15 protein-coding genes are annotated in these 21,447 nt (G+C 61.3%); 10 read left to right on the forward strand and 5 right to left on the reverse strand.

Annotation, left to right across the window (positions count from 1 at the left end; translation table 11 throughout):
• Positions 1-160 precede the first annotated feature (160 nt).
• The 4 genes from ABD997_RS11255 to gorA form a co-directional block, all read right to left on the reverse strand.
• Positions 161-1,549 carry a tetrathionate reductase family octaheme c-type cytochrome gene (locus ABD997_RS11255; protein WP_345317117.1) on the reverse strand — a complete coding sequence of 463 codons (1,389 nt, stop codon included), beginning with the start codon at positions 1,547-1,549 and terminating at the stop codon, positions 161-163.
• 42 nt (positions 1,550-1,591) lie between these two features.
• On the reverse strand, positions 1,592-3,292 hold the full coding sequence (locus ABD997_RS11260; RefSeq protein ID WP_345317118.1) for a DUF3373 domain-containing protein: 1,701 nt from the start codon (positions 3,290-3,292) through the stop codon (positions 1,592-1,594).
• Between the two features lie 27 nt (positions 3,293-3,319).
• The gene (locus ABD997_RS11265; RefSeq protein ID WP_345317119.1) at positions 3,320-3,637 is read right to left on the reverse strand and encodes a c-type cytochrome; all 318 of its coding nucleotides are present in this window, start codon (positions 3,635-3,637) and stop codon (positions 3,320-3,322) included.
• Between the two features lie 390 nt (positions 3,638-4,027).
• Positions 4,028-5,383 carry a glutathione-disulfide reductase gene (gene gorA / locus ABD997_RS11270; protein WP_345317120.1) on the reverse strand — a complete coding sequence of 452 codons (1,356 nt, stop codon included), beginning with the start codon at positions 5,381-5,383 and terminating at the stop codon, positions 4,028-4,030.
• A 339-nt stretch (positions 5,384-5,722) separates the two neighbouring features.
• Between gorA and ABD997_RS11275 the strand changes: the two genes are divergently transcribed.
• Entirely contained in the window at positions 5,723-5,884 is a 162-nt protein-coding gene (locus ABD997_RS11275; protein WP_345317121.1) for a hypothetical protein, read from the forward strand.
• Positions 5,885-5,902: 18 nt separating this feature from the next.
• On the opposite strand, the gene ABD997_RS11280 is transcribed toward ABD997_RS11275, so the two are convergent.
• A complete protein-coding gene (locus tag ABD997_RS11280; RefSeq protein WP_345317122.1) occupies positions 5,903-7,441 on the reverse strand; it encodes a glutamate synthase-related protein in 1,539 nt (512 codons plus the stop codon).
• A gap of 165 nt (positions 7,442-7,606) precedes the next feature.
• Between ABD997_RS11280 and prlC the strand changes: the two genes are divergently transcribed.
• The 9 genes from prlC (at position 7,607) to ABD997_RS11325 (ending at position 21,258) form a co-directional block, all read left to right on the forward strand.
• The gene (gene prlC / locus ABD997_RS11285) at positions 7,607-9,655 is read left to right on the forward strand and encodes an oligopeptidase A (RefSeq protein ID WP_345317123.1); all 2,049 of its coding nucleotides are present in this window, start codon (positions 7,607-7,609) and stop codon (positions 9,653-9,655) included.
• Between the two features lie 386 nt (positions 9,656-10,041).
• Positions 10,042-15,255, forward strand: coding sequence for a S8 family serine peptidase (locus tag ABD997_RS11290; protein ID WP_345317124.1), 5,214 nt, complete (start codon positions 10,042-10,044; stop codon positions 15,253-15,255).
• A gap of 468 nt (positions 15,256-15,723) precedes the next feature.
• Complete coding sequence (locus ABD997_RS11295; RefSeq protein WP_345317125.1) at positions 15,724-16,434, forward strand: TetR/AcrR family transcriptional regulator; 711 nt, start codon at positions 15,724-15,726, stop codon at positions 16,432-16,434.
• A gap of 105 nt (positions 16,435-16,539) precedes the next feature.
• Positions 16,540-17,298 (forward strand): class I SAM-dependent methyltransferase, encoded by a 759-nt coding sequence (locus ABD997_RS11300; RefSeq protein ID WP_345317126.1) that lies wholly within the window; start codon positions 16,540-16,542, stop codon positions 17,296-17,298.
• The gene (locus tag ABD997_RS11305; RefSeq protein WP_345317273.1) at positions 17,298-17,714 is read left to right on the forward strand and encodes a GNAT family N-acetyltransferase; all 417 of its coding nucleotides are present in this window, start codon (positions 17,298-17,300) and stop codon (positions 17,712-17,714) included. Before ABD997_RS11300 ends, ABD997_RS11305 begins: the two co-directional genes overlap by 1 nt.
• An 80-nt stretch (positions 17,715-17,794) precedes the next feature.
• Complete coding sequence (gene ftnA, locus ABD997_RS11310) at positions 17,795-18,325, forward strand: non-heme ferritin (RefSeq protein WP_345317127.1); 531 nt, start codon at positions 17,795-17,797, stop codon at positions 18,323-18,325.
• A 229-nt stretch (positions 18,326-18,554) separates the two neighbouring features.
• A complete protein-coding gene (locus ABD997_RS11315) occupies positions 18,555-19,991 on the forward strand; it encodes a DUF4145 domain-containing protein (RefSeq protein ID WP_345317128.1) in 1,437 nt (478 codons plus the stop codon).
• Positions 19,975-20,532, forward strand: a complete 558-nt coding sequence (locus ABD997_RS11320) for a GNAT family N-acetyltransferase (protein WP_345317129.1) — start codon at positions 19,975-19,977, stop codon at positions 20,530-20,532. Before ABD997_RS11315 ends, ABD997_RS11320 begins: the two co-directional genes overlap by 17 nt.
• A 165-nt stretch (positions 20,533-20,697) precedes the next feature.
• Positions 20,698-21,258, forward strand: a complete 561-nt coding sequence (locus tag ABD997_RS11325) for an NnrU family protein (protein ID WP_345317130.1) — start codon at positions 20,698-20,700, stop codon at positions 21,256-21,258.
• Positions 21,259-21,447 lie beyond the last annotated feature (189 nt).

Consider the following 21,447-nt stretch of genomic DNA (forward strand, 5'->3'; position numbering starts at 1 on the left):
CGCTGCTCTGCCTGCTGGCGACCCTGAGCATTGGGCTCCATGAATGCCGGATCTTGGCCGCGACGGTTCACGGTCTTAAGTTGCTGGCGGTGATCGCGTACAAAAAGGGGGTGGCCTAGGCCACCCCAACTTCCCGGGGGACGGGAAGTGCGCTCAGGATTCAGGGACGGGTTGAGGCGCGTCCTCCGACCTTCATCGGGTCGCCCGGGTAACCGAGGGCGGTCCAGTCCAATCGGGTGCCTTTGCCATGGCACTCCATGCACCCAAGGGCATCCTCTTTGGGGGCGACCATGTGGTTAAGGCGCCACCACATCTCCGTGGGGGCAAAACCGTACTTGCCGCTGTATCCCAGCCCCAACTTTTTCAGTTCCGGGTTGGCCTCCATGCCCAGGCGGGCAGCCTGATCCCAGTCGAAGGTTGTCCAATAGCCGCCCTCGCCCCACACCTTGGCGGTGACGAAGATGTTGTGGCCGGCATCGTAGATCTGTTCACCCCGGTGGACCTTGAAGGGGTAGAGCTTGGCCTTGCTGTCGCGGATATCCCCCAGGGGGAAGGCCAGTTTGGTGACTTGGGTGGGGTCCATCTTGTCGCCGATGACGTAGGCATCACCGTTGCCGTTGTACCAGGCGTACTCCGGTTTCACCATGGTGTCCCAGACAAAGTCGCCCTTCTTGCGCTGGTAATTTTTGCGGCCGAACTGATCCAGGGTTTCCTCACGATTCTGGCCCGCGGTGGACCAGTCCCAGACCATCTTGGTGGGTTCGTTCTTGGCAAAGTAGGGGATGTGGCAGGTCTGACAGGCGACCGCGGCGACATGTCGGTCCAGCTTGGCGTTGTTGTGGGGGGCGGCATCGTGGCAGCGTTCGCAGCCGAAGTGGTTCTGGCCGCCAGGGGAGACCCCCATTGCCTGGCCGGCGATCTGGTGCTTGGGCGCGTCGTGACAGGCCTGGCACTGGAAGTCCAGGCCATCGACGTCCATGTGAACGTCGGTCTGGCGATCCGGGTACCCCATGCTGGAGTCCAGGTCCCCATGTTTCACCCCGTCGCCACCGCCACCGTAGAAGTGGCAGCTACCGCAGTTATCCCGTACCGGGGCCCCCACGTTTTGAGCCACCCTGAGCAGGTTGACCTTGGCCAGGGGGGCGCCGGCGCCTTCCGGGTCCTTAACGTAGGTGCCGGTGGTGTCATGGCAAACCAGGCAGTCCACCAGGGCGGTGTTGGTAAAATCAAAGTTGTTGTCTTTCCAGCCGTAACCGGCATGACAGCTGGTGCAGCGTGGCTCGTTACCGCTGATGGCGGTACAGAAGTTGTTCAGGGTGTTGCGCTTGCCCCGGTCAACGAGACGTCCGGGCAGTTGCTGTTCTAAAGACCAGGTCCAGTGGGAGCTTTGGATGAAATCCTTGGCATGCTCTTCGTGGCAGGCCAGGCACTGGGCCGTGGCCTCGGGTCCGCTGGTGATAGGGCCGTCGATATACTCGGCATGGGGGTTGGCTGCCCCCGCCGGCCCGGCGAGCAGACCAAGCATCAGGGGGAGTAAGATCGCTTTCATGGGGCCTCCTAGCGCGCCCGGGACGGTCCGGGCGCGTCGGCGTCAGAATTTCAGGGCCAGGGTGGCGTTGATGTCGTAGGCGGTGTCGACCACCGGCAGCATGGAGAACGCGCTGCCTGCAAGGAGATCGTCCACCTTCTGCGGGGCGCCCACCGGGGTGCCGCTGCCGCTGTACTCGTAGTCGTAATAGAGGCCGGCCAGCTTGATGAACATCTTCGGATTGATGTCGAAGATGTAGTAAGCCTCACCGACGTGGCCGCGGGTAGCCAGCTTGCTGCCGATGGGGTCGTCCTGGGCCTGGGTGAAGGGGGTCCAGTATTCGGATCCGTAGTTGTACTCCAGGCCGAACTTGCCGCCGGAGGTGGGGATTTGGAACCCGGTGTAGATGCCGTAACCGTTATGATCGCCGGGGTCCTGGGCTGCCACCGGCACCATGAGGATCTCGCTGCCGTCGGCGTTCAGTGCCGCCTCGAAGCGGGCATCCGCCATCATGCCGCCGAACAGGCCGGCATTGCCGTTGGACTCGGTGCGGGTCCACCCCAGGGAGGCGAAGCCGACCCAGCCACTGTCGCCCTCGTAGGCGTAGCCAACACCGCCGAGATACATGTCGCCGATGACGTTGGAGGGCTGCACCCGGGTGACGAAGTTGAAATCGTCAAACTTCTGAAGGTCCTGGTACATGGTGGGGGCGAAGATCCCGGCCAGTTGGGTGGGGAACGCCATCAGCCCCTTGAAACCGTCGTTGACGTCCTTGGCGCCGAACAGGGTGAGCTGGAGGAAATGGGTACCGTCGTTGAGGGCGTCAATATTGAAGCCGGCCAGGTGGGTATCCTTGGTGACGATGCCACCGTACATCTCGCCGTTGCCCCATTGGGACTCGAAGCCCTGGCCGTAGCAGAAGCGCAGCACCTGGCCTTCGACACCGGTGATTTCGCCGAGTCGGTAGCCCAGTGTGGCGCCGTCAAAGTTGAAGTTCACCAGGTGGCCTGAGGGGGTGCCACCCCGCAGCTCATTCTCCCGGTACTGGGTTGGCGGCCCGTAGGTGGAGGGGCGGCGGCCGATGGAGAGATAGAACTGGCTACCGGCGATCTCCTTCCAATCGAAGTAGGCCCGCTCTACCCGCAGCCAGTCGCCACTGGTGTTACCGCTGTTGGTGCCATCCATGGTGAAGCTGCGCCAGGAGTCGAACACCTGCACACCGGTGGAGTCGCCCCAGTTTTTGTACATGGTGAGACGACCGGCGAAGCTGACGTTGTCCCAAACCTTGGCGTTGAGGTTGAGGCGCAGGCGGGTGTTGTAGAGCACGTCATTGTTGACGTCGTAGGTTTGCTTCGGGGCCAGCATCATCGGCATAACGCCCTGGAGCTGGCCGCTCATAAAGGCCTGGGCCAGGACCGGGTTGGCGGCCATCATGGCCCCCAGGGGGGAGTCTGGGTTGTTTGGGTCGCCCAGCTGGCCGGAGATCGCTTTGGCACCGAAGTCATCGAAGTCCACCAGCATGGCCGGGCTCCAGGTCACGTCCTGGTAGTGCAGGGTGTGGGCCCGTACCCGGAAGTCGCCGGTCAGCTGGATGCGGTCCGTGGCGGTGTGGCGTTCGGCCTTGTCCAGCCGTTCGGAGAGGTATTCGAGCTCCTCGTTGAGTTCGTCGATGCGTTGCTTGAGGGCTTCCTGCTCGGTGGGATCCGCTGCCAATGCGGGGGCGGCCAGAGCGAGGGAAACCAGGGTGGCGATTAGGGTTTTCATGATGACACTCCTTCGTCCTGTTGGGGCTTAGCCGCAGGTGGCGGGCTGGTCGGAATCGGCGGCGTGGTCGTAGAGGAACTGGTTGATATCGAGCAGCATCTGTTCATTCAGTTGCTCGAAGACTTCGGGCTTGTCTTTGTGTTTGTCACGCTGGAAGAAGCGATCCCACTGACCCATGGTTTTGGACATGGGCGTCAGCTCCATGGTGGCTTCGGAGTGGCAGGCCTTGCAGTGTTTCTTGTAGAGGTGGCGGCCTTTTTTCGGATTGCCGCCATCGACGGCCAGTGCACCGGCGGCAGTGGCCAGTATCACAATGGCCAGTGTGGTCTTGATTGAGGTTTTCATCTCGTCCCCCTTTGCTTGCGGACGGAGCGCCAATGGAGCACTCCAACACTTTTGTTATATCCATACATTAGGCGAACCTCATTTAGCTTGTAATCAATTAGATAATACTGAATGAGTTGTTGTTGATATGGATCAAACAGTTTGTTAACAGTTGATCTGAGACAGAGATCAGGCTTGCAGGCGCCAAGCCGGCAGTGCAGGGAGCGAGGGGGAGGGAAAAGAAAAGGGACGGCCATTGCCGTCCCTTTTTCAATTGCTATGGGTCACATTACCGCTTGGTCACGAACTCTTCCGCGCTGGTGGGGTGCAAAGCCACGGTGGCATCGAAATCTGCCTTGGTGGCGCGCCACCCGTTCGATGCAAGCCGCCCGAACTTGCCTTGGCGTCAAGTTAGCGCATCGTTACAAACTCTTCCGCAGAGGTCGGGTGCAACGCCACGGTGGCGTCGAAATCTGCTTTGGTGGCGCCCATCTTGATGGCGACGGCGAAGCCCTGCAGGATCTCATCCATGCCGAAGCCGATGCCATGCAGGCCGACGATCTTCTCCTCGGGACCCACGCAGACCAGCTTCATCTCGGTGGCCTGCCGGTGGGCAGTCACCGCGGTGTACATGGCGGCGAAGGAGGAGGTGTACACCTTCACATTGCTTTCGCCGTATTCGGCCTGGGCCTGGGGCTCGGTGAGACCGATGGTACCGATGGGTGGGTGGCTGAACACCACGGTGGGCACCAGGGCGTAATCCATCTTGGCCTCCGGCTGGCCGCCAAACAGACGCTCGGACAGGGCGCGTCCGGCCTTGACCGCCACCGGCGTCAGTTCGATGCCGCCGGCCATGATGTCTCCGACGGTGTAGATCCCCTCCACGTTGGTGTTCTGGTACTCGTCCACCGGAATGTAGCCACGGTTGTCAGCTTCAACACCGGCGGCCTCAAGATTGATCTTGTCGGTGGCCGGCTCGCGGCCGATGGCCCAGATCAGACAGTCGATGTTGAGGCTGGTTCCGTTCTCCAGGTGCAGGGTGAGGCTGCCATCTTCCTCTTTGACCAACTCTTTGGGGATCGATTGGGTATGCAGGGTAGGCCCCTCTTCCGCCATCAGTTTGCTCAGGGTCCCGGTGATCATCGGGTCAAAGTTTCTCAGCGGTGCGTGCTTGCGCACCAGCAGGTGGGTTTCCGATCCCAGGCTGTGTAGCACGCCGGCCAGTTCGACGGCGATGTAACCGGCACCGATGACGGCAACGCGCTTAGGTTGTTCGGTGAGGGCGAAGAAGCCGTTGGAGTCGATCCCATGTTCCGCGCCCGGGATGGCCGGGATGGTGGGTCGGCCACCGGTGGCGATCAGGATATGGGGGGCGGTGTAGTGCTCACCGTTGACCTCGACGGTTTTATTGTCGACAAAGCGGCCGAACCCTCTCACCAGGGTCACGCCGTTGGCGTCCAGGCCACGGTTGTAACCGCCGTGGATCCGCTCGATGTAAGCCTCACGGTTTGCTATCAGTTTGCCCCAGTCGAAGCGGTTCAGGGTGGTATCGAAGCCATAGTCCGGTCCGTACAGCTTGATCGCTTCGGCGACCTGGGCACCAAACCACATCACCTTCTTCGGCACACAGCCGACATTAACGCAGGTACCGCCGAGGTGTTCGGCTTCGATCAGCAGCACTTTTGCGCCGCGCATTGCGGCCCGGTTGGCTGAAGCGATGCCGCCGGAGCCGGCGCCAAGAACGATGTAGTCAAATTGCTGTGCCATGGGGAGCTTCCTTTACCTGAAGTGGAGCAAAACGTTTGGCCCGAGTTGTACCCTGATCCGGCGATGGGCTCAACCACAAACAAAGGATTGCCCCTATCGGAAACGGCGTTCAGGGTGTGTGTCCAAACGGGGTGGCTGACGATGCCCGATCCCTTTGCACTTGGGGATGGCCAAGTGCGCCTGGGAACCGGGTTGTGGCTTACTCCTATCGGCTCGGCTTGCTGGAGCTCCTGCACCTCACCGATTTGCGCCGCCAAACGCTTTACACCGCCACTCTCTGTTTTATCTTGGTTTTAATCTCAATCGGTGGCTCCGGTTTTGCTTTGGAGGAGAGTAGCGATGCTGAGAAAGATGCTGCGAAAAATATTGGAAAAATGGATTTCCCGGCGCGAGCGTGCGAAGCGCCCCACCTTCCAGCCCGACTACCCGCCGCAGAAGCCGGGGGATTTCACCTACGACGACCGCCTTTCCACCGGACCGCACTTTCCCCGAGACGACTGACTGGCGCTCAGGTCTGCCTTACCGTCCAACCCCTACGTAGGGGATACCGGCTAGGGCGACCAGCTCCCGATCGGCGGTGGCGAGATCTTCAAGGTTGAAGTCGGCGAGACGGTCGTGGCCGCAGGCCCGAGCCATCACGGCCATCAGTGCGGTAGCACTTTTCAGGTAGCGAGCCACCCGTTTGGGCCCCTCGACGGTATCGAGGCGCCGCCGCAGCGAGGGATCCTGGGTGGCGATACCACTGGGGCACTGGTTACTGTGACAGATCCGGGCCGCCACGCAGCCCAGGGCCTGGATCGCGCTGTTGGCCAGGGCGATGCCATCGGCACCCAGTGCCAGGGCCTTGACGAAATCCGCCGGGGTGCGAAGCCCCCCGGTGATGATCAGCGTGACATTCCTTGCCCCCTGCTCATCCAGGTAGCGTCGGGCCCGGGCAAGGGCGGGGATGGTGGCGACGCTGATGTGATCGCGAAACAGGGCAGGTGCCGCGCCGGTGCCCCCGCCGCGGCCATCCAGGATCAGGTAATCGGCGCTGGCGTCGAGGGCAAACTGGATATCCCGCTCGATGTGATTGGCGGAGAGCTTGAAGCCGATGGGGATGCCGCCGGTGATTTCGCGCACCCGGTCGGCACAGCGGTGAAAGTCCGCCGGGGTCTGGAGGTCCCGGAAGCGGGCCGGGGAGACCGCCGGCTGTCCCGGCTCCAGGTTCCGTACCTTGGCGATCTCGTCGGTAACTTTGCTGCCGGGCAGGTGCCCGCCGGTGCCGGTTTTGGCAGCCTGCCCCGCTTTAAAATGAAACGCCTGCACCCCTTTTAACTTCGCCTCGTCAAACCCGAAGCGGGCCGGTGCCAGTTCATACAGGTAGCGGCTGCAGGCGGCCTGCTCGGCGTCCAGCATCCCCCCCTCGCCGGATCCTATTCCCGTGCCGGCCAGCTGCGCGCCTTCGGCCAGGGCAATCTTGGCTTCGCGGGAGAGGGCACCAAAGCTCATGTCCGAGATCAGGAGTGGAATGTTCAGTTTCAGTGGTTTCTGGGCGCCGGGGCCGATCACCAGTTCGGTCGCCACAGCCTCATCATCCAGCAGCGGTTGATGGGCCAGCTGGGCCACCATCAGCTGGATCTGGTCCCACTGGGGCAGGGTGTCCCTGGGTACCCCCATGGCCACCATGGGGCCATGGGAACCGCTGCCCTCCAGTCCCTCCCGCGCCAGTTGGTGGGTCATGGCCACCTGCGGCTCCTCTGCGGTCGGTCGGGCGATGGGCGCTCCCCCTTTCTCTTTTTTTTCTACCGCCTCCAGGGCCTGACCCACCTGGGCGTCGTCCAGCTGTTTATGGCTGCTGTCGCAGTAAGGCTGGTTACCACTTTGCTTGCACTGACACAGCAGCGCATCGCCATCCCGCTTGGCCTTGAACATCTGCGGGGTAAAGTCTGTTCCCTCGTGGGATCCGTCACAGAAGGGTTGGTTGGCCGAGCGGCCGCAGCGGCAGAAGGCGTACTCTTTTCCTTTCTCCAGCGTCACTTTGGCGGGGCGATTGGCGGCAACGATGGCTTTGCTCATGATGGGCTCCGTTTGGCGGTAGAGCTACAAGACTAGTCCAGCGTCCCGGTACCATTAGGACCAATCTGGGCTTGGGGCTTGAAGTTAGGGCCTAAAGGCGCCATCTATGGAGGTAATCATCACGTCCGTCGGCCTCCGACGGTTGGCCCAGTTCAAGGAGTCGCCATGACCAACCCCCTGATGGAACCCCAGTCCCTGCCCGCGTTTTCCCAGATCCGCCCGGAGCATGTTCAGCCTGCGGTGGAAGCCGCGTTAACACATTGCCGCGAGACGGTGGAGCGGGTGCTGGCCAGCGACGAGGCGGTCAGTTGGGATAGCCTGGTGGCACCCATCGACGAGGCGGACGACCGCCTGTCCCGGATCTGGTCACCGGTCAGCCACATGAACTCGGTGGTCAGCAACGACGAACTTCGAGCGGCCCACGACGCCTGCCTGCCGCTGCTGTCGGAGTACTCCACCTGGTTGGGTCAGAACAAGGCACTCTATGAGGCTTACAAGGCGCTGGCCCAGAGCGAGTCGTTTAGTGAGCTCAGTCAGGCCCAGCGCAAGGTGATAGAGAATGCCCTGCGGGACTTCGAGCTTTCCGGCATCGGCCTGCCGGAAGCCCAGCAGAAGCGTTACGGTGAGATCGTGATGCGACTGTCCGAGCTCTCCAGCCAGTACTCCAACCAGCTGTTGGATGCCACCAACGCCTGGAGCAAGCTGGTCACGGACAAGTCCGAATTGAAGGGGCTGCCGGAGTCGGCCTTGGACGCGGCTCGCCAGAGCGCCTCGGCCAGAGAGATGGAGGGGTACCTGCTGACCCTGGAGTTCCCCTCCTACCTGGCCGTCATGACCTACGCCGACAGCGCCGAGCTTCGTCGGGAGGTGTATACCGCCTTCTGCACCCGGGCATCGGACCAGGGGCCCCATGCCGGCCAGTACGACAACGGCCCGCTGATGGATGAGCTGTTGGCGCTGCGCCAGGAGCTGGCTGAACTGCTGGGTTTCGACAGCCCGGCCCATAAGTCCCTGGCGACCAAGATGGCCCAGAGCCCGGAGCAGGTGATCCAGTTTCTTAACGAGCTGGCGCTGGCCTCCAAGGGGCAGGGTGAAAGGGAGCTGAAGCAGCTGACCGAATATGCTCGGGCGGAACATGGCATCGAGGACCTCAATGCCTGGGATCTCACCTACTACGCGGAAAAGCAGAAACAGCACCTGTACCAGATCTCCGACGAGGAGTTGCGCCCCTATTTCCCCGAGGATAAGGTCCTTTCCGGACTGTTTCACACCGTCGAGCGCTTGTTCGGCGTTAAGGTGCAGGAGCGCCAGGGGGTCGATACCTGGCATCCGGACGTGCGCTTTTTCGATATTCTTGAGACCGATGGCAGCGTGCGTGGCAGCTTCTACCTGGATCTCTATGCCCGACAGCACAAGCGTGGTGGCGCCTGGATGGATGACTGCCAGGGGCGCCAGCGGCTAAGCGATGGTCGCGTACAGCTGCCAGTGGCCTACCTGACCTGCAACTTTAATGGCCCGGTGGGGGACAAGCCGGCCCTCTTTACCCATGACGAGGTGGTCACCCTGTTCCATGAGTTTGGCCATGGCATCCATCACATGCTGACCCGGATCGAAGACGCGCCAGGCGTTGCCGGGATCAATGGTGTGCCCTGGGATGCGGTGGAGTTGCCGAGTCAGTTCCTGGAAAACTGGTGCTGGGAGGAGGAAGCCCTGGGCGAGATCTCCGGCCACTATGAAACCGGGGAGCCCCTGCCTAAGGCGATGCTGGAGAAGATGCTGGCGGCCAAGAACTACCAGAGTGCGATGATGATGTTGCGCCAGCTGGAGTTCTCGCTGTTCGACTTCCGCCTGCACCTGGAGTACGCCCAGTTGGAGGGGGAGGATAAGATCCAGTCGATGCTGGACCAGGTTCGCGGTCAGGTGGCGGTGGTCAAAGCGCCGGACTTCAACCGTTTCCAGCACGGCTTCAGTCATATCTTCGCCGGAGGCTACGCGGCGGGTTACTACAGTTACAAGTGGGCGGAGGTCCTCTCCGCCGATGCGTTCTCCCGCTTCGAGGAGGAGGGGATCTTCAACCCCGAGGTGGGGGCGGATTTCCTTCACAATATTCTCGAGCGTGGGGGCAGTGACGAGCCGATGGCGTTGTTCACTGCGTTTCGCGGTCGTGAACCCGAGATCCAGGCCCTGCTGCGACACAGCGGTATCGTCCAGTGACGGCTCAGTGAGCCTGCCATCCGCAAGGGATGGGTTACAGCGCTGGTGAAAGCAACGCCCCGGTTTTTTCCGGGGCGTTTTTGTTGCAGAGCCCGCAAGGTGGAGTCGGGTATAGCTTAATCATTTGGCCGTGATGTTTTTTTCGTCACTTCTGCAGTTCAGTGGATATCACTCTCGTTGAGACTGTAATGCAGTGGGATCTGATAGCCAGCGTTTCCTGGCCGCGGTTTCTCTCTTTTTTGGGTGGAGGCCTCGTGAGCGACAACCGGCCCGAATGGGTGACTATGCATTTTATCTATTTTTTTATGTCCTAAATCTCTGATATAGGTGTGAATGCAACCAAATCGATGGTGTGTTTTCACCTGGTAGAAGGACAGACTGTGAGAATGAAGATCAGTAAGCATGGAGGCTTCCAGCGCTCCATATTGGCGACCTTAACGGCGCTTTACGTTTGTGGCGGTGCTTCGGCACTGGCCGTACCGAGCATGCAGCCGGTGGCGGGCGGCAAACTCTACGAACCGACTTTTACCGAAGCCGATCTGCTGGCGGAGGATGCCAAGCGTAAAGCGTATCTGGCGGGTGATATCTTCGTTGGTCCCGCTGGCCAGGTGAACAGCCAACTGCGCCCGCGGACGCCCCAGGAGGTGTTCCAGCCGATTGAAGGCGTGACCGGTGTTCAGCAGTATATCGTTCAGCTCAGCGGTGAGCCTGTGGCGACCTACGGCGGTGATCTGCCGGGGCTGAAGGCAACCAAGGCACCCCAAACCGGTTTGTTGATGGTGAAGGGGCGGGTGGATACCCAGTCCTCAGCGACCCAGGCATACCAGAGCTACCTGCGTGATCGCCAGTCGACCCTGGTCAACCAGGCGCGTCAGCAGGGCGCTAACATTCAGATTGAAAAGCACCTGACCCTGGCCAGCAACGCCCTGGTGGTGGAGATGACCCAGGAGGACGCGCAGATTCTGGCGCGTCAGACCGGCGTCACCAAGATCACCCAAAGCCGGGTGTTTGAGCTTCGTACTGACCGGGGCCCCGAGTTTATCGGTGCCACCTCCCTGTGGAACGGCTTGCTGCCAAACGCCAGCCTCGCGGTTCAGGGGGAGGGGATGGTCGTCGGTATCGTGGATACCGGGATCAACACCGACCACGCCGCTTTTGCCGATGATGCGGACTACGCCCAATTCAATCCCCTGGGTACCGACCAGTTCATTGGTGATTGCGAGGATGAGCCGATCCTCTGTAACAACAAGTTGATCGGCGTACGCTCCTACCCGGAGATCACCAGCGTTTACGCCGGGCCGGAGTTCCAGGACAACCCCTGGGGTGCCCCGGTGATGAAGCGTCCGGCTAACGGCGAGGATTACCATGGCCACGGCTCTCATACCGCCAGCACCGTAGCCGGCAACCGGCTCGAGAATGTCCCGCTGCAGCAGGCCAATGGCGAAGTGACCAGTGACGGGGTGGATATGCCCTTCACCTTTGCCAGCACCAGCGGCGTTGCGCCCCGTGCCCACATCGTCTCCTACCAGGTGTGTTGGCCCGGCAACGGAGGCGACCCCTATGCCGGCTGCCCCGAGTCCGCCATTCTGTCCGCTTTCGAGGACGCCATCGCCGACGGCGTGGACGTCATCAACTTCTCCATCGGTGGGGCGGAGTCCTTCCCTTGGGAAGACCCCATGGAACTCGCATTCCTGGCCGCCCGTGAAGCGGGGATCTCCGTCGCTGCCGCCGCCGGTAACGCGGGCAGCTTCTGGAGTGCTGACCACGCTTCACCCTGGGTAACTACCGTTGGTGCCGTTAGCCATGACCGCGTGCTCGATGCCGGGGTCAAGACCCTGGGCGATTTTGGTGGCGCACGCTACGTACCGAGCGCGCCGATCTCCGGCCGCAGCTACTCCGGTTCCATTACCGGTGAGGTGGTACTGGCGAGCTCCTACGACGACCCGAACCCCAATGACGAATACAACGCGGCGTCCTGCAACGCGCCTTTCCCGGCGGGGACCTTCACGGCGGACCAGATCGTGCTATGCGAGCGCGGTGATATCGCCCGGGTGGAGAAGGCGGAAAACGTCGCCGCGGGCGGCGCCGGCGGCTTCATCCTGCAGAACGTCGACTACAGAGCCAATAACGTGGTGGCGGACAAGTACGTGATCCCGGGTATCCATGTGGATATGTCGGCGCGTTACAAGCTGCGTAACTGGGTGCGTTATAACGATCCGGGCACTGCCATCGCGACCATCTCCGACTACGAAGACAAGTACTACTTCGACGAGACGCTGGCCAACAACCTGGCGCCGTTTAGCTCCATGGGGCCGAGCAAAACCAACAACACCCTGGTGCCGGACCTGTCTGCTCCGGGGGTACAGATCTACGCGGCCAATGCGGATGACCAGCCGTTCACGGCGTACCCCTCTGCATCAGATTGGACCTTCATGAGCGGTACCTCCATGGCGGCGCCCCATGTGGCTGGTGCCATGACCCTGTTGGCCCAGCAGCACCCGGACTGGACTCCGGCGGAGATCCAGTCTGCGCTGATGATGACGGCGGGTCCGGTTACCCTGAATACCGGTACTTACCTGCTGGAACCCTTCTATCACTTTATGGCGGGCGCCGGTGCCATCGATGTGGCCCGTGCGGCAGAGACCGGGCTGGTGATGGATGAAACCATCGAAAACTACCGCGATGCCAATCCGAACAATGGCGGTGTGGCCAACTGGCTCAACCTGCCCTCCATGGTGGAGATCGAGTGCGAGCAGAGCTGCAGCTTTATGCGTACCGTGACCGCGACCCGGGATGGTCAGTGGGAGGTGGAGAGCTTTGCCAAGGAGACTGGCTTTGAGGTGAGCGTCAGCCCTCAGAGCTTCCAGCTGTCGAAGGGGGAGAGTCAGACCCTGATGGTTACCGCCAAGGTGCCTGGCCTGACGGAGTATAAGGTCAATCCTCAGGAGCCGGGGGCGCCCTGGTCTGGTACCGATAACCTGAATGTTTTCTTCAATGGTGAGCTTCGCCTGACGGAAACATCCGGCGACAGCCCCAAGCTGCATATGCCCATCGTGGTGGCCAGCAAGGCAGACCAGATGCCGGTTTCCCTGGAGCTGAGTGTGACCCGTGAGCAGGGCAGCGAGACCCTGACCATGAACACCAACAGCTTCAGCGAGCTGACGCCGCGCTTCTACGGCCCAGTGGTCGGGACACAGGGCAGTGCCACCCTGGAAGCGGTGTCGTCGATGCTCACTCCGGAGAACATCGAGGCGGGCTGGGATATCCAGATGATCACCATTCCTGAAGGCACCAAGCGTTTCGTCTTCGAAGCGATGGAAGGCAAGCAGGTTTCCGGAGCGGATGATTACAACGCCCGTTACCGGAAGAGCTTCCCCTTCGTGATCATGGGTCTGGATATTAACGAAAACAACGGTTTTATCCCCTCCGAGGAGGCTACCGACACCTACGCGATTGGTAACGAGTATCGCGCTGAGCTGGTGTGTCTCTCCACCAGCCAGGCGGAGCGCAACATCTGTAGCATCGAGGATCCCACCCCGGGTAACTACTGGGTAGCGACCGCGATGGCTTACGGTGAGGCCACCGTCGAGGTGGAGACCGGCTATGCGATTCTGGCCTACGGCGATGATCGTGGCCTGCTCTCCGTAGAGGGCCCGGCCAGCTACGATGGCCATGGTGATTACCCGCTGACCCTGAACTGGGACCTGCCTCACGCAGAGCCCGGCACCGTCTGGTATGGCGGTATGGATCTGGGTGCCGGCCCGGGTGCGGAGGGGACCTTCGGCTTCACCGCCCTCAACATCCGTCGCGCCGAGGATGCCGTCAACTGGTCCGTGAGTCAGGACAAGGCCCGTGTAGGCGATGTGCTGTCGGTGTCGATGAATGTGGCACCCAACCTGGAGTCACAGGAGCGTCAGTACGATCTGCAGTTGCAACTGCCGCAAGGGATGCGCCTGTTGACCGAGACCGTTCGCGCCAACAACCCGGCGGTGGCCGAGGCGCTGATGACCAGCGATAGCGGTATTACCGTGCAGGGCGTTCAGGCATCGACCCGGGATGTGAAGCGGGAGTACCGCGTCACCACCAACCTGGATGACGCCATGTGTCATACGCCTCTGATCGATGAGTACTCCACCGGTGGCTACATCGATCTCTTCGGTGAGTTCGGCATGCAGCCCAACGCGGAGTGGTTACAGGGTGATTCCCGCACCAACTTCGATGTGCCGATCGACTGGCTGTTCTATAAGCAGGGCGCCCAGTTCGAGGTCTACAACCAGGCTAATGCCGGCTACATGCGGATGCATACCGTGGGCGCGATGCAGTTCAACACCGCTTACTGGAGCATGAGCTATCACCGTGGCCCCGGCTTCCTGCACGAGGCACTGGCGCCGTTCTGGCGTGGCAGCTTCGAGATGAAGTACCGTCGTCATTGGGAAGAGCCGTGGGGTCTGACCATCGCCAGCCAGTATGCCGACGAGCGTCCTGACCTGGGGGATCTGCTGTTCCTCGAGTTCGATCGCGTGTACGACAAGTACACCGGTGATGAGTTTGATTTCCAGGCTATCCTGCGCAGCGGCATCGATGATCACCCCGGCATGTTCGAGATCATCTACGCCTATGACAACCTGGGCTCAGACGTGGCCAAGGGCACTGTTTTCGTTGAAGGTTTCGACAGCGCCTGGTCGATGAACGCCGGTCCGAAAGAGGGCCAGCTGTACAGCGTACTGGGCTTCGATGACCTGGATACCGTGCTGCAGGACGACCTGGTGGTGTGTATGGACTACGTTGGTCCGGAACAGAGCCAGCTGTCTATCAGCTTCGATGTGGCGGTACAGCCCGAGGCCATTGGCCAGACCGGTGCCCTGACCTTCGATTACCAGCTGCAGGGTGGCGATGCCCAGACCTTCAGCCACGAGGTTCAGGTGAACGGCAACATCAAGATGATGGACCTGCCTGACATGACCGTCGATGAGAATGGTCGCATCGATGGCATCGAGGTGTTCTTCGTGGATGCGGACAAGGCGCCCAACCGGGTCGAAGTGGTGGGCGACAATGTCACTGCTGAGATCGAGGGCAACCGCTTCAACTTGATCCCGAACGCGTACTTCCACGGTGATACCGAAGTGACCGTCATCGTCCGTGACACCCTCAACAGCGGGGATATGGCCAGCACCAGCTTCATGCTGACTGTCGAGTCAGACGGCATTGCGCTCGCCACGATCACAGCCCTTGATGCCAAGGCCGTTGTCGAAGAGGGTAATATCCTGCTGAGCTTTACCCCCGACGTAGCGGGTGAGCAAGGTCTCGACACTGCCACCTATATGTGGACGCAGGTATCCGGCCCACAGGTAACCATTGAGGATGCTAAGGTGACCGAAGCACCAGCTGGCGACTACGTGTTCCAGCTTACCTACAGCGTCAATGGTGAAAGCATGAGTACTGAGGCTTCAGTTACCGTGGCGGAGCCTGCTCCGGAGGTGGAAGAACCTGCTCCGGAGGTGGAAGAACCTGCTCCGGTGTCCAAGAGCAGCAGCGGTTCACTGGGTTACCTGGCCCTGCTGATGCTGGCCCTGACCGGATGGCGTCGTCGCCAGCGGTAACCGGATTGTACGAGTCTGAGTGACGCCTCCCCGGCCCCGGGGAGGCGTTTTTTTTGGGGGGGCGCCCCTGCTCTATTTAATCACTCATATATCCTGGTGAGTGCAAATCCGGTAGAGACTTTGACCTCCCCCTGAGGGGCATGACCGGCATCAGGGGCCCACCTATCAGAGCGCCCTAACACGCAATCCCTTCCCCGCTACAACGCAACCTTCCTTTTATTTGGCTTCTTGTGACCTGGGTCCATGAAATGAGGCCGTGTCCTCCCCTGGGCAGCGGAAGCTCAATCGCTACTCATTTCGAGTCGGTATACTCTATCTAAGTTGTTGGCTTTTATCGTATTTGTTGCGCATTTAATGTGATCTGGCGCGCAGATGAATGAAGATGATTCTGGTGTGATAGCGGTGAGGATGATCAGTCGGCTGCGGCCGGCTCCCCGACATAAAAATAAAAACATAAGGAGTTGGTACATGAACAAGTCGGAACTGTTTAAGTCGCGAGAGCAGCGGATCCTGGCGGCGGCGCTGAGTACTGCCCGCAGTAAGGGCGCGCTGGATTTTCGGATGGCCGATGTCGCCCGGGAGGCGGAGTGTTCCGTAGGTACACTCTATGGTCACTTCCTCAGCAAGGAGGACATGATGGCGGCGCTGGTGCTTACGGCCTTGGACCAGCGTCAACAGGTGATGGTCGAGATCGGGCAGCTGGCCCTGACGCCTATGGAGCAGTTTGTGGTGTTGCTGATGTCGGAGCGTGCCCGCTGGACCAAGGACGAGGTGTTGGCCCAGTTGGAGATGCTGGTCGGTTACACCGAGCTGTGGCGCCGGGCGGCGGATAAGCGTCAGTTGGCCCTGCGTGAGAGCATGGCGATGTTGACGACAGCCCTCAAGACGATACTGGTTAACGCGGCTGAGGAGCAGGGGGTGAAGTTGGCCAACGTGGAGCTGCTGGTCGAGCGTTGCCGGGCACTGGTGCTTGGCGGCCAGATCTACGCTTCCAGATTGACCCTGGCACCTGCAGCCCAGCTCCAGGATGATGCTGCCCTGATGATCCCACTGATGACGCTGCTGCAACAGGCGGGGCTGTCGGTGCCGGAGGGGGATTGGCTCTCCCGATGCAGCGAAGGGTTGTTGGTGTGGGCCGACCGTATGGATGCTCCTGTGATGACCGACACCGCGGCTTAAGCGCCCGTCGCACTCCCCGCGAGGGGCGCCGGGCGCGCCCCTTGCCGATCCTGCCCTTATCCACTACCCTGCTGCCGATCCCCTCTTCGAGCATTGGCAGACCTCATGTTTCCCATCTTTCTAGACCTTGACGGCGAACGTCCGGATGAACTGCAGGCATTGGCCCAGCGTTGGGGGCTGACGCACCGCCAGGATGCGCCCTTTCGCCTGGTATTCGAGCAAGACCGTTTGCGCCTTTACGATCGGCGTCAGCCCAAGCTCGGCGCCATTGAGGTGGATCTGAGCGGCGGTGCTGCTGCACACCGGCGTAAGTTTGGGGGTGGACGCGGGCAGTCCATCGCCAAGGCGGTGGGCCTCAAGGGGGGCGCCTGCCCCAGCGTGGTGGATGCCACCGCGGGCCTTGGCCGGGATGCTTTCGTGCTGGCAAGCCTGGGCTGCAGCGTTACGCTGCTGGAGCGCCATCCTGTCGTGGCGGCGTTGTTGGAAGATGGGTTACGCCGGGCCGGTGAGGATGAGGAGATCGGTCACTGGGTTCGAAGCCGGATGCGGCTGTTTCCCGGTAACAGTCTTGAGGCGTTAGCCGATCTCGAAATTCAGCCGGAGGTGGTGTTTCTGGACCCCATGTATCCCCACCGTGCCAAGTCGGCCCAGGTGAAGAAGGAGATGCGGGTGTTCCAGGATCTGGTGGGGAGTGATGACGATGCCGATGGGCTGCTAGCGCCGGCGTTGGCTCTCGCCAGCAAGCGGGTGGTGGTGAAGCGGCCGGACTATGCCGAGGATCTGGCGGGCCGCCCCCCCACCATGGTGATCGCCACCAAGAAAAATCGTTTCGATGTTTACGTGAAGGCGGCGCTGGGCCAGTGATGCCCGAGTGTGCCTGGCTGACACCAATGCAGGCCCCGTTGGCCAGCCGTTTCTATGCGCAGGAGGGGCAGAGGGAGCGGGTGCGCCGTGATGAGCGGGTCGCGGTGGTGCGGGAGAACCACCGGATCATCGCCGCCCTGCGACTGAGTCCCCGGCAGGGGCATACGTTGCTGCGGGCCTTGCGAGTGGCGGTTGATCGTCAGGGGCGAGGTCTGGCGCTTCGACTGCTGCAGTTTGCCCTGGCAGAGACCGGGTCCTCTGTATGGTGTTACGCCCTGCCTGAACTGGAGCCGCTCTATCGACGGGTGGGCTTTGTCCCGGAAAGTACCGCGCCCGGTCCCATTATTGACCCCTTCAAGGCCTACTGTCGCAGGCAGTCCCTGCGTTTGATGCAGTGGCGGCCGCCATCCGAATAACCATTGAGGTTTGGCATGGGTTTTAGCGGTGAAATTTGCGACAATGCTGGGACTGTATGCCTAAGAACAAGGAGTTGCCGATGTTAGCGCCGGCCATGGTCGAAAAGCTTAATGAGCAGATTAACCTGGAGTTTTTCTCTTCCAACCTCTACCTGCAGATGAGCGCCTGGTGTGAAGACAAGGGCTACGAAGGGGCAGCGGAGTTTATGCTGGCCCATGCCGATGAGGAGATGGGCCACATGCGGCGCCTGTTCACCTACGTCGGCGAGGCGGGGGGCTTGCCGCTGATCGGTGCGATTGAGGCCCCGGATCATGAGTTTGAAAGCCTCAAGGATCTGATGGCCAAGACCTATCAGCATGAGCAGCTGGTGACGCGCAAGATCAACGAGCTGGCCCATGCGGCTTTCACCAACCAGGACTACTCCACCTTCAACTTCCTGCAGTGGTACGTGGCTGAGCAGCATGAGGAGGAGAAGCTGTTTAAGGGGATCCTCGACAAGATTGAACTGGTTGGGGCAGAGGCTCAGGGGCTTTACATGATCGACAAAGAGCTGGCAGTACTGGCCAAGGCGGAAAGCGCCAGCGTAATGCAGAACGGCGCTCAAGGCTAAGCGATAAGCGACGCCCAAGACGGATGGCACTGGCCATCCGTTTTTGTTTGCCCGTCCGGTCCGGACCTGGCAACGTCCCCCTCGGGCCCCTGGTTGAGGCAACCCCGGACGGTTTCGCCGGCTGTCACAACCCCTTTTTCACGGCAGTCTTTTTGCGTCGCATTTGCCCCAGACGGGTGAGCTGTTACCATCCATTTAGAGACACATTCATTGCGATGGCGGGTTGAAAATGAACGACTTGGAGTTGGTTCGGCGATTTGATCGTGCCCTGTTCGAGGATTACCGTCTGGCCCGCAGCTACTGCCTGGATGTCCCTACCTACGCCCTGGTTCATCTGCGCAGCGTCGCCCACCGTCTGACCTCAGCGCTGGGCAGCCGCTTCGCCATCGAGTTTCGCAGTAAGAACCTCTACGACCGCATCGAGCAACTGGCCCGCGCAAAGCGGATGGATATGCGTCTCGCCCGAAAGCTCCACAAGCTTCGCAATGAGGGCAACAAGGGGGCGCACCCGGAAAAGTACCGGCTGACGCCGGAACAGCTGGTGCAGCTGGCGGCCAAGTGTGTCAAAGATGCCGCCCGACTCTGTGCCGAGCTATATCCGCTGCTGCTGGATAGCCCGACACCCCACTGGCAGTTTGAGCCTGTCGATGCCGAAGCGGGCCGGGAGCTGTGCTACCGGGCAGTGATGGAAGATGACGCCGAGGCGCAGTACCTGGTAGGGCTCTCCCTGAAATCCCGGGCACTGATGCAGCGGGAGCGGGCGCAATCCTTTGCCTTGGCTAATGACAGTGACACCGTCGATCTCGGCGCCAGCCTCAAGGTGCTTAAACAGGCTGCTTACTGGTTTGAGCGAGGAGCACAGAGCCATCCCGGGGCCCGCTTTGAGCACGGCGTGGCGCTGCTGCACGGTTACGCGGGTCACAGTGATACGACCCGGGCACTGGAACTGATTGAGGCCGCGGCCAGCGCCGGTGTGGCGGATGCTCAGGCCCTGCTGGGCTACTTCTATCAGACCGGCAGCCATGGCTACCATGCCGACCCACTGAAAGCTCGCCACCTGCTCAAGGCGGCGGCGGAACAGGACCAGAGTGAAGCGATGGCCAACCTGGCGGTGCTCTATTATCAGGGGGCATTGGGCCAGTCGGATCTGCCTAGGGCCCGGCACTTCGCGCTGCAGGGTGCGCAGGCGGGCTATCCCCATGCCCAATACCAGTTGGCGGTGATGCTGCTGGCCGGGGAGGGGGGAGAGGTGGATCTGGAACAGGGGCTGCAGTGGCTGCAAGCGGCAGCTGAACAACATTACCCCGAGGCACTGGCAGACCTGGCACAACGAAAGCTCGATGGCGATGGGGTCGAGGCCAGCCCCGCGTCGGCGGCGGCGCTCTATCGGGAGGCGATACGTTATGGGCGCCTGCCCAGGGCGATGTTCGAGCTGGCGATGGCGCTGTTCGATGGTGAGGTGCCGGATCGGGACCTGAATGAGGCCGCTCGCTTACTGCATCTTGCTTACCGATATGCGGTACCGGGCAGTGAACTGGCGCTGGCGATCTGGCATACCGCACCGGAGCTGGTGGGCCAGCTCGAGGGGCAGGCGACTCTGGCTGCCGGCCGCGCCCTGTTTGATGCCGAGGGCCACCCATTGCGGGTTGATGATGCACTGGCCTGAGGGAGCCGGAGAGTTGGTGGCCCGGGGAGCGAGAGTGGTACTGCGCCGCTTCGGTTCGGATGATGTTGCCGGATTCTATGCCATGAATGCGGACTCCAGGGTGCTGCGCTACACCGGAGACCAACCCTTTGCCGATGAGGCGGCCTGCCGCGCCTTTCTAATGGGTTACGATCACTATCTTCGTCACGGCTTTGGACGCTGGAGCCTCTACCTGGCGGATGGTCGCTACGCCGGTTTCTGTGGCCTGCGCCGGGATGATGGTCTGGTTGACCTGGGATTTCGCCTCCCCTTTGCACTTTGGGGGCAGGGGCTGGCCTCTGAGGCGGGCGCCCTGGCACTGAGGCTGGGGTTCGAAGTGTATGGCCTTGGCAGCATTATCGGCCGGGCTCGGACAGATAACCCGGCCTCCTGCCGGGTTCTGCAGAAACTCGGCATGGCAGAGGCAGGAACGGAGTGTCGGGAGGATGGCCTAGAGTGGCGCCGTTTCACCGTGAACCGTGCCGATTGGCGCGCTCGGTCAGAGGCCGGTCGGGAACCCTGAGGATCCGCAGGGGCGCTTTCCTGCGATGCCGTTGCGAAAGCGGATGAGCTAACCTTGAATCAGCGCTGATTGATAACCCTTTTCTTTTCCCGGGTCTGGCGATGGGCCCTGGGGAAGGCATCATGGTCATGCTGTCGAATCCATTCTTAATGTCAGGAGGCATCCGTGGTCGAACTTGCTCTGGGCCTGCTGCTGTTCTTCCTGCCCCACCTGATGGTGGGGCAGGCGCCCATGGTGCGCCTGCGTCAACGCCTCGGGGCCAAAGGTTACCGCGGAGTATTCAGCCTGGTGGTGCTCCTGGGGTTGGTGCTTATCGTGGTTGGAATGGGACGGGTCGATGATGTCCGGTTGTATCAACCACCGGCCTGGTCACAGCACCTGGCCCCCCTACTGATGCTGCTGGCCTGTTACCTGCTGCTGCTTTCCCAGCTTGGTGGTGCGATAAGCCGTCAAACAGCCCACCCGATGTCCTTGGCGGTGCTGCTTTGGGCCCTGGCACACTTGGGCGCCAATGGCGGGCTGAGCGGCACTTTGCTGTTTGCCACGTTTGCCCTCTATTCGCTGCTTGCCATCTGGCGTCAATACTTGAGGGGAGTCCGGCCCCGCCTGCGTCCCGGTCGTCTCGGCAGGCACCACGAGATCTGGCTGGCGTTATTCACCTTGGCGCTGTTTCTGTCGCTACTCCTGCTGCATCCCCATCTGTTCGGTGGGCGAAGTTTGGTCTGAATCCTGGCGCCACATTGTTCCACCTGCCACCCGCACTGCGGAGCAACGTGGCCGTCGCTGTTCAGGCTTCAACTGGTTACGAATCATCCCCCCGTTGGCGCCGACAGGGAAGGCGCCAGCCGGTCTGCTGTGGCGTCCAGATTGTGCCTCGGTTAGGCTCTGATATAGTGAGCCGTTTATCTTTGCCGG

Source organism: Ferrimonas gelatinilytica (assembly GCF_039544205.1).
GTDB lineage: Bacteria > Pseudomonadota > Gammaproteobacteria > Enterobacterales > Shewanellaceae > Ferrimonas > Ferrimonas gelatinilytica.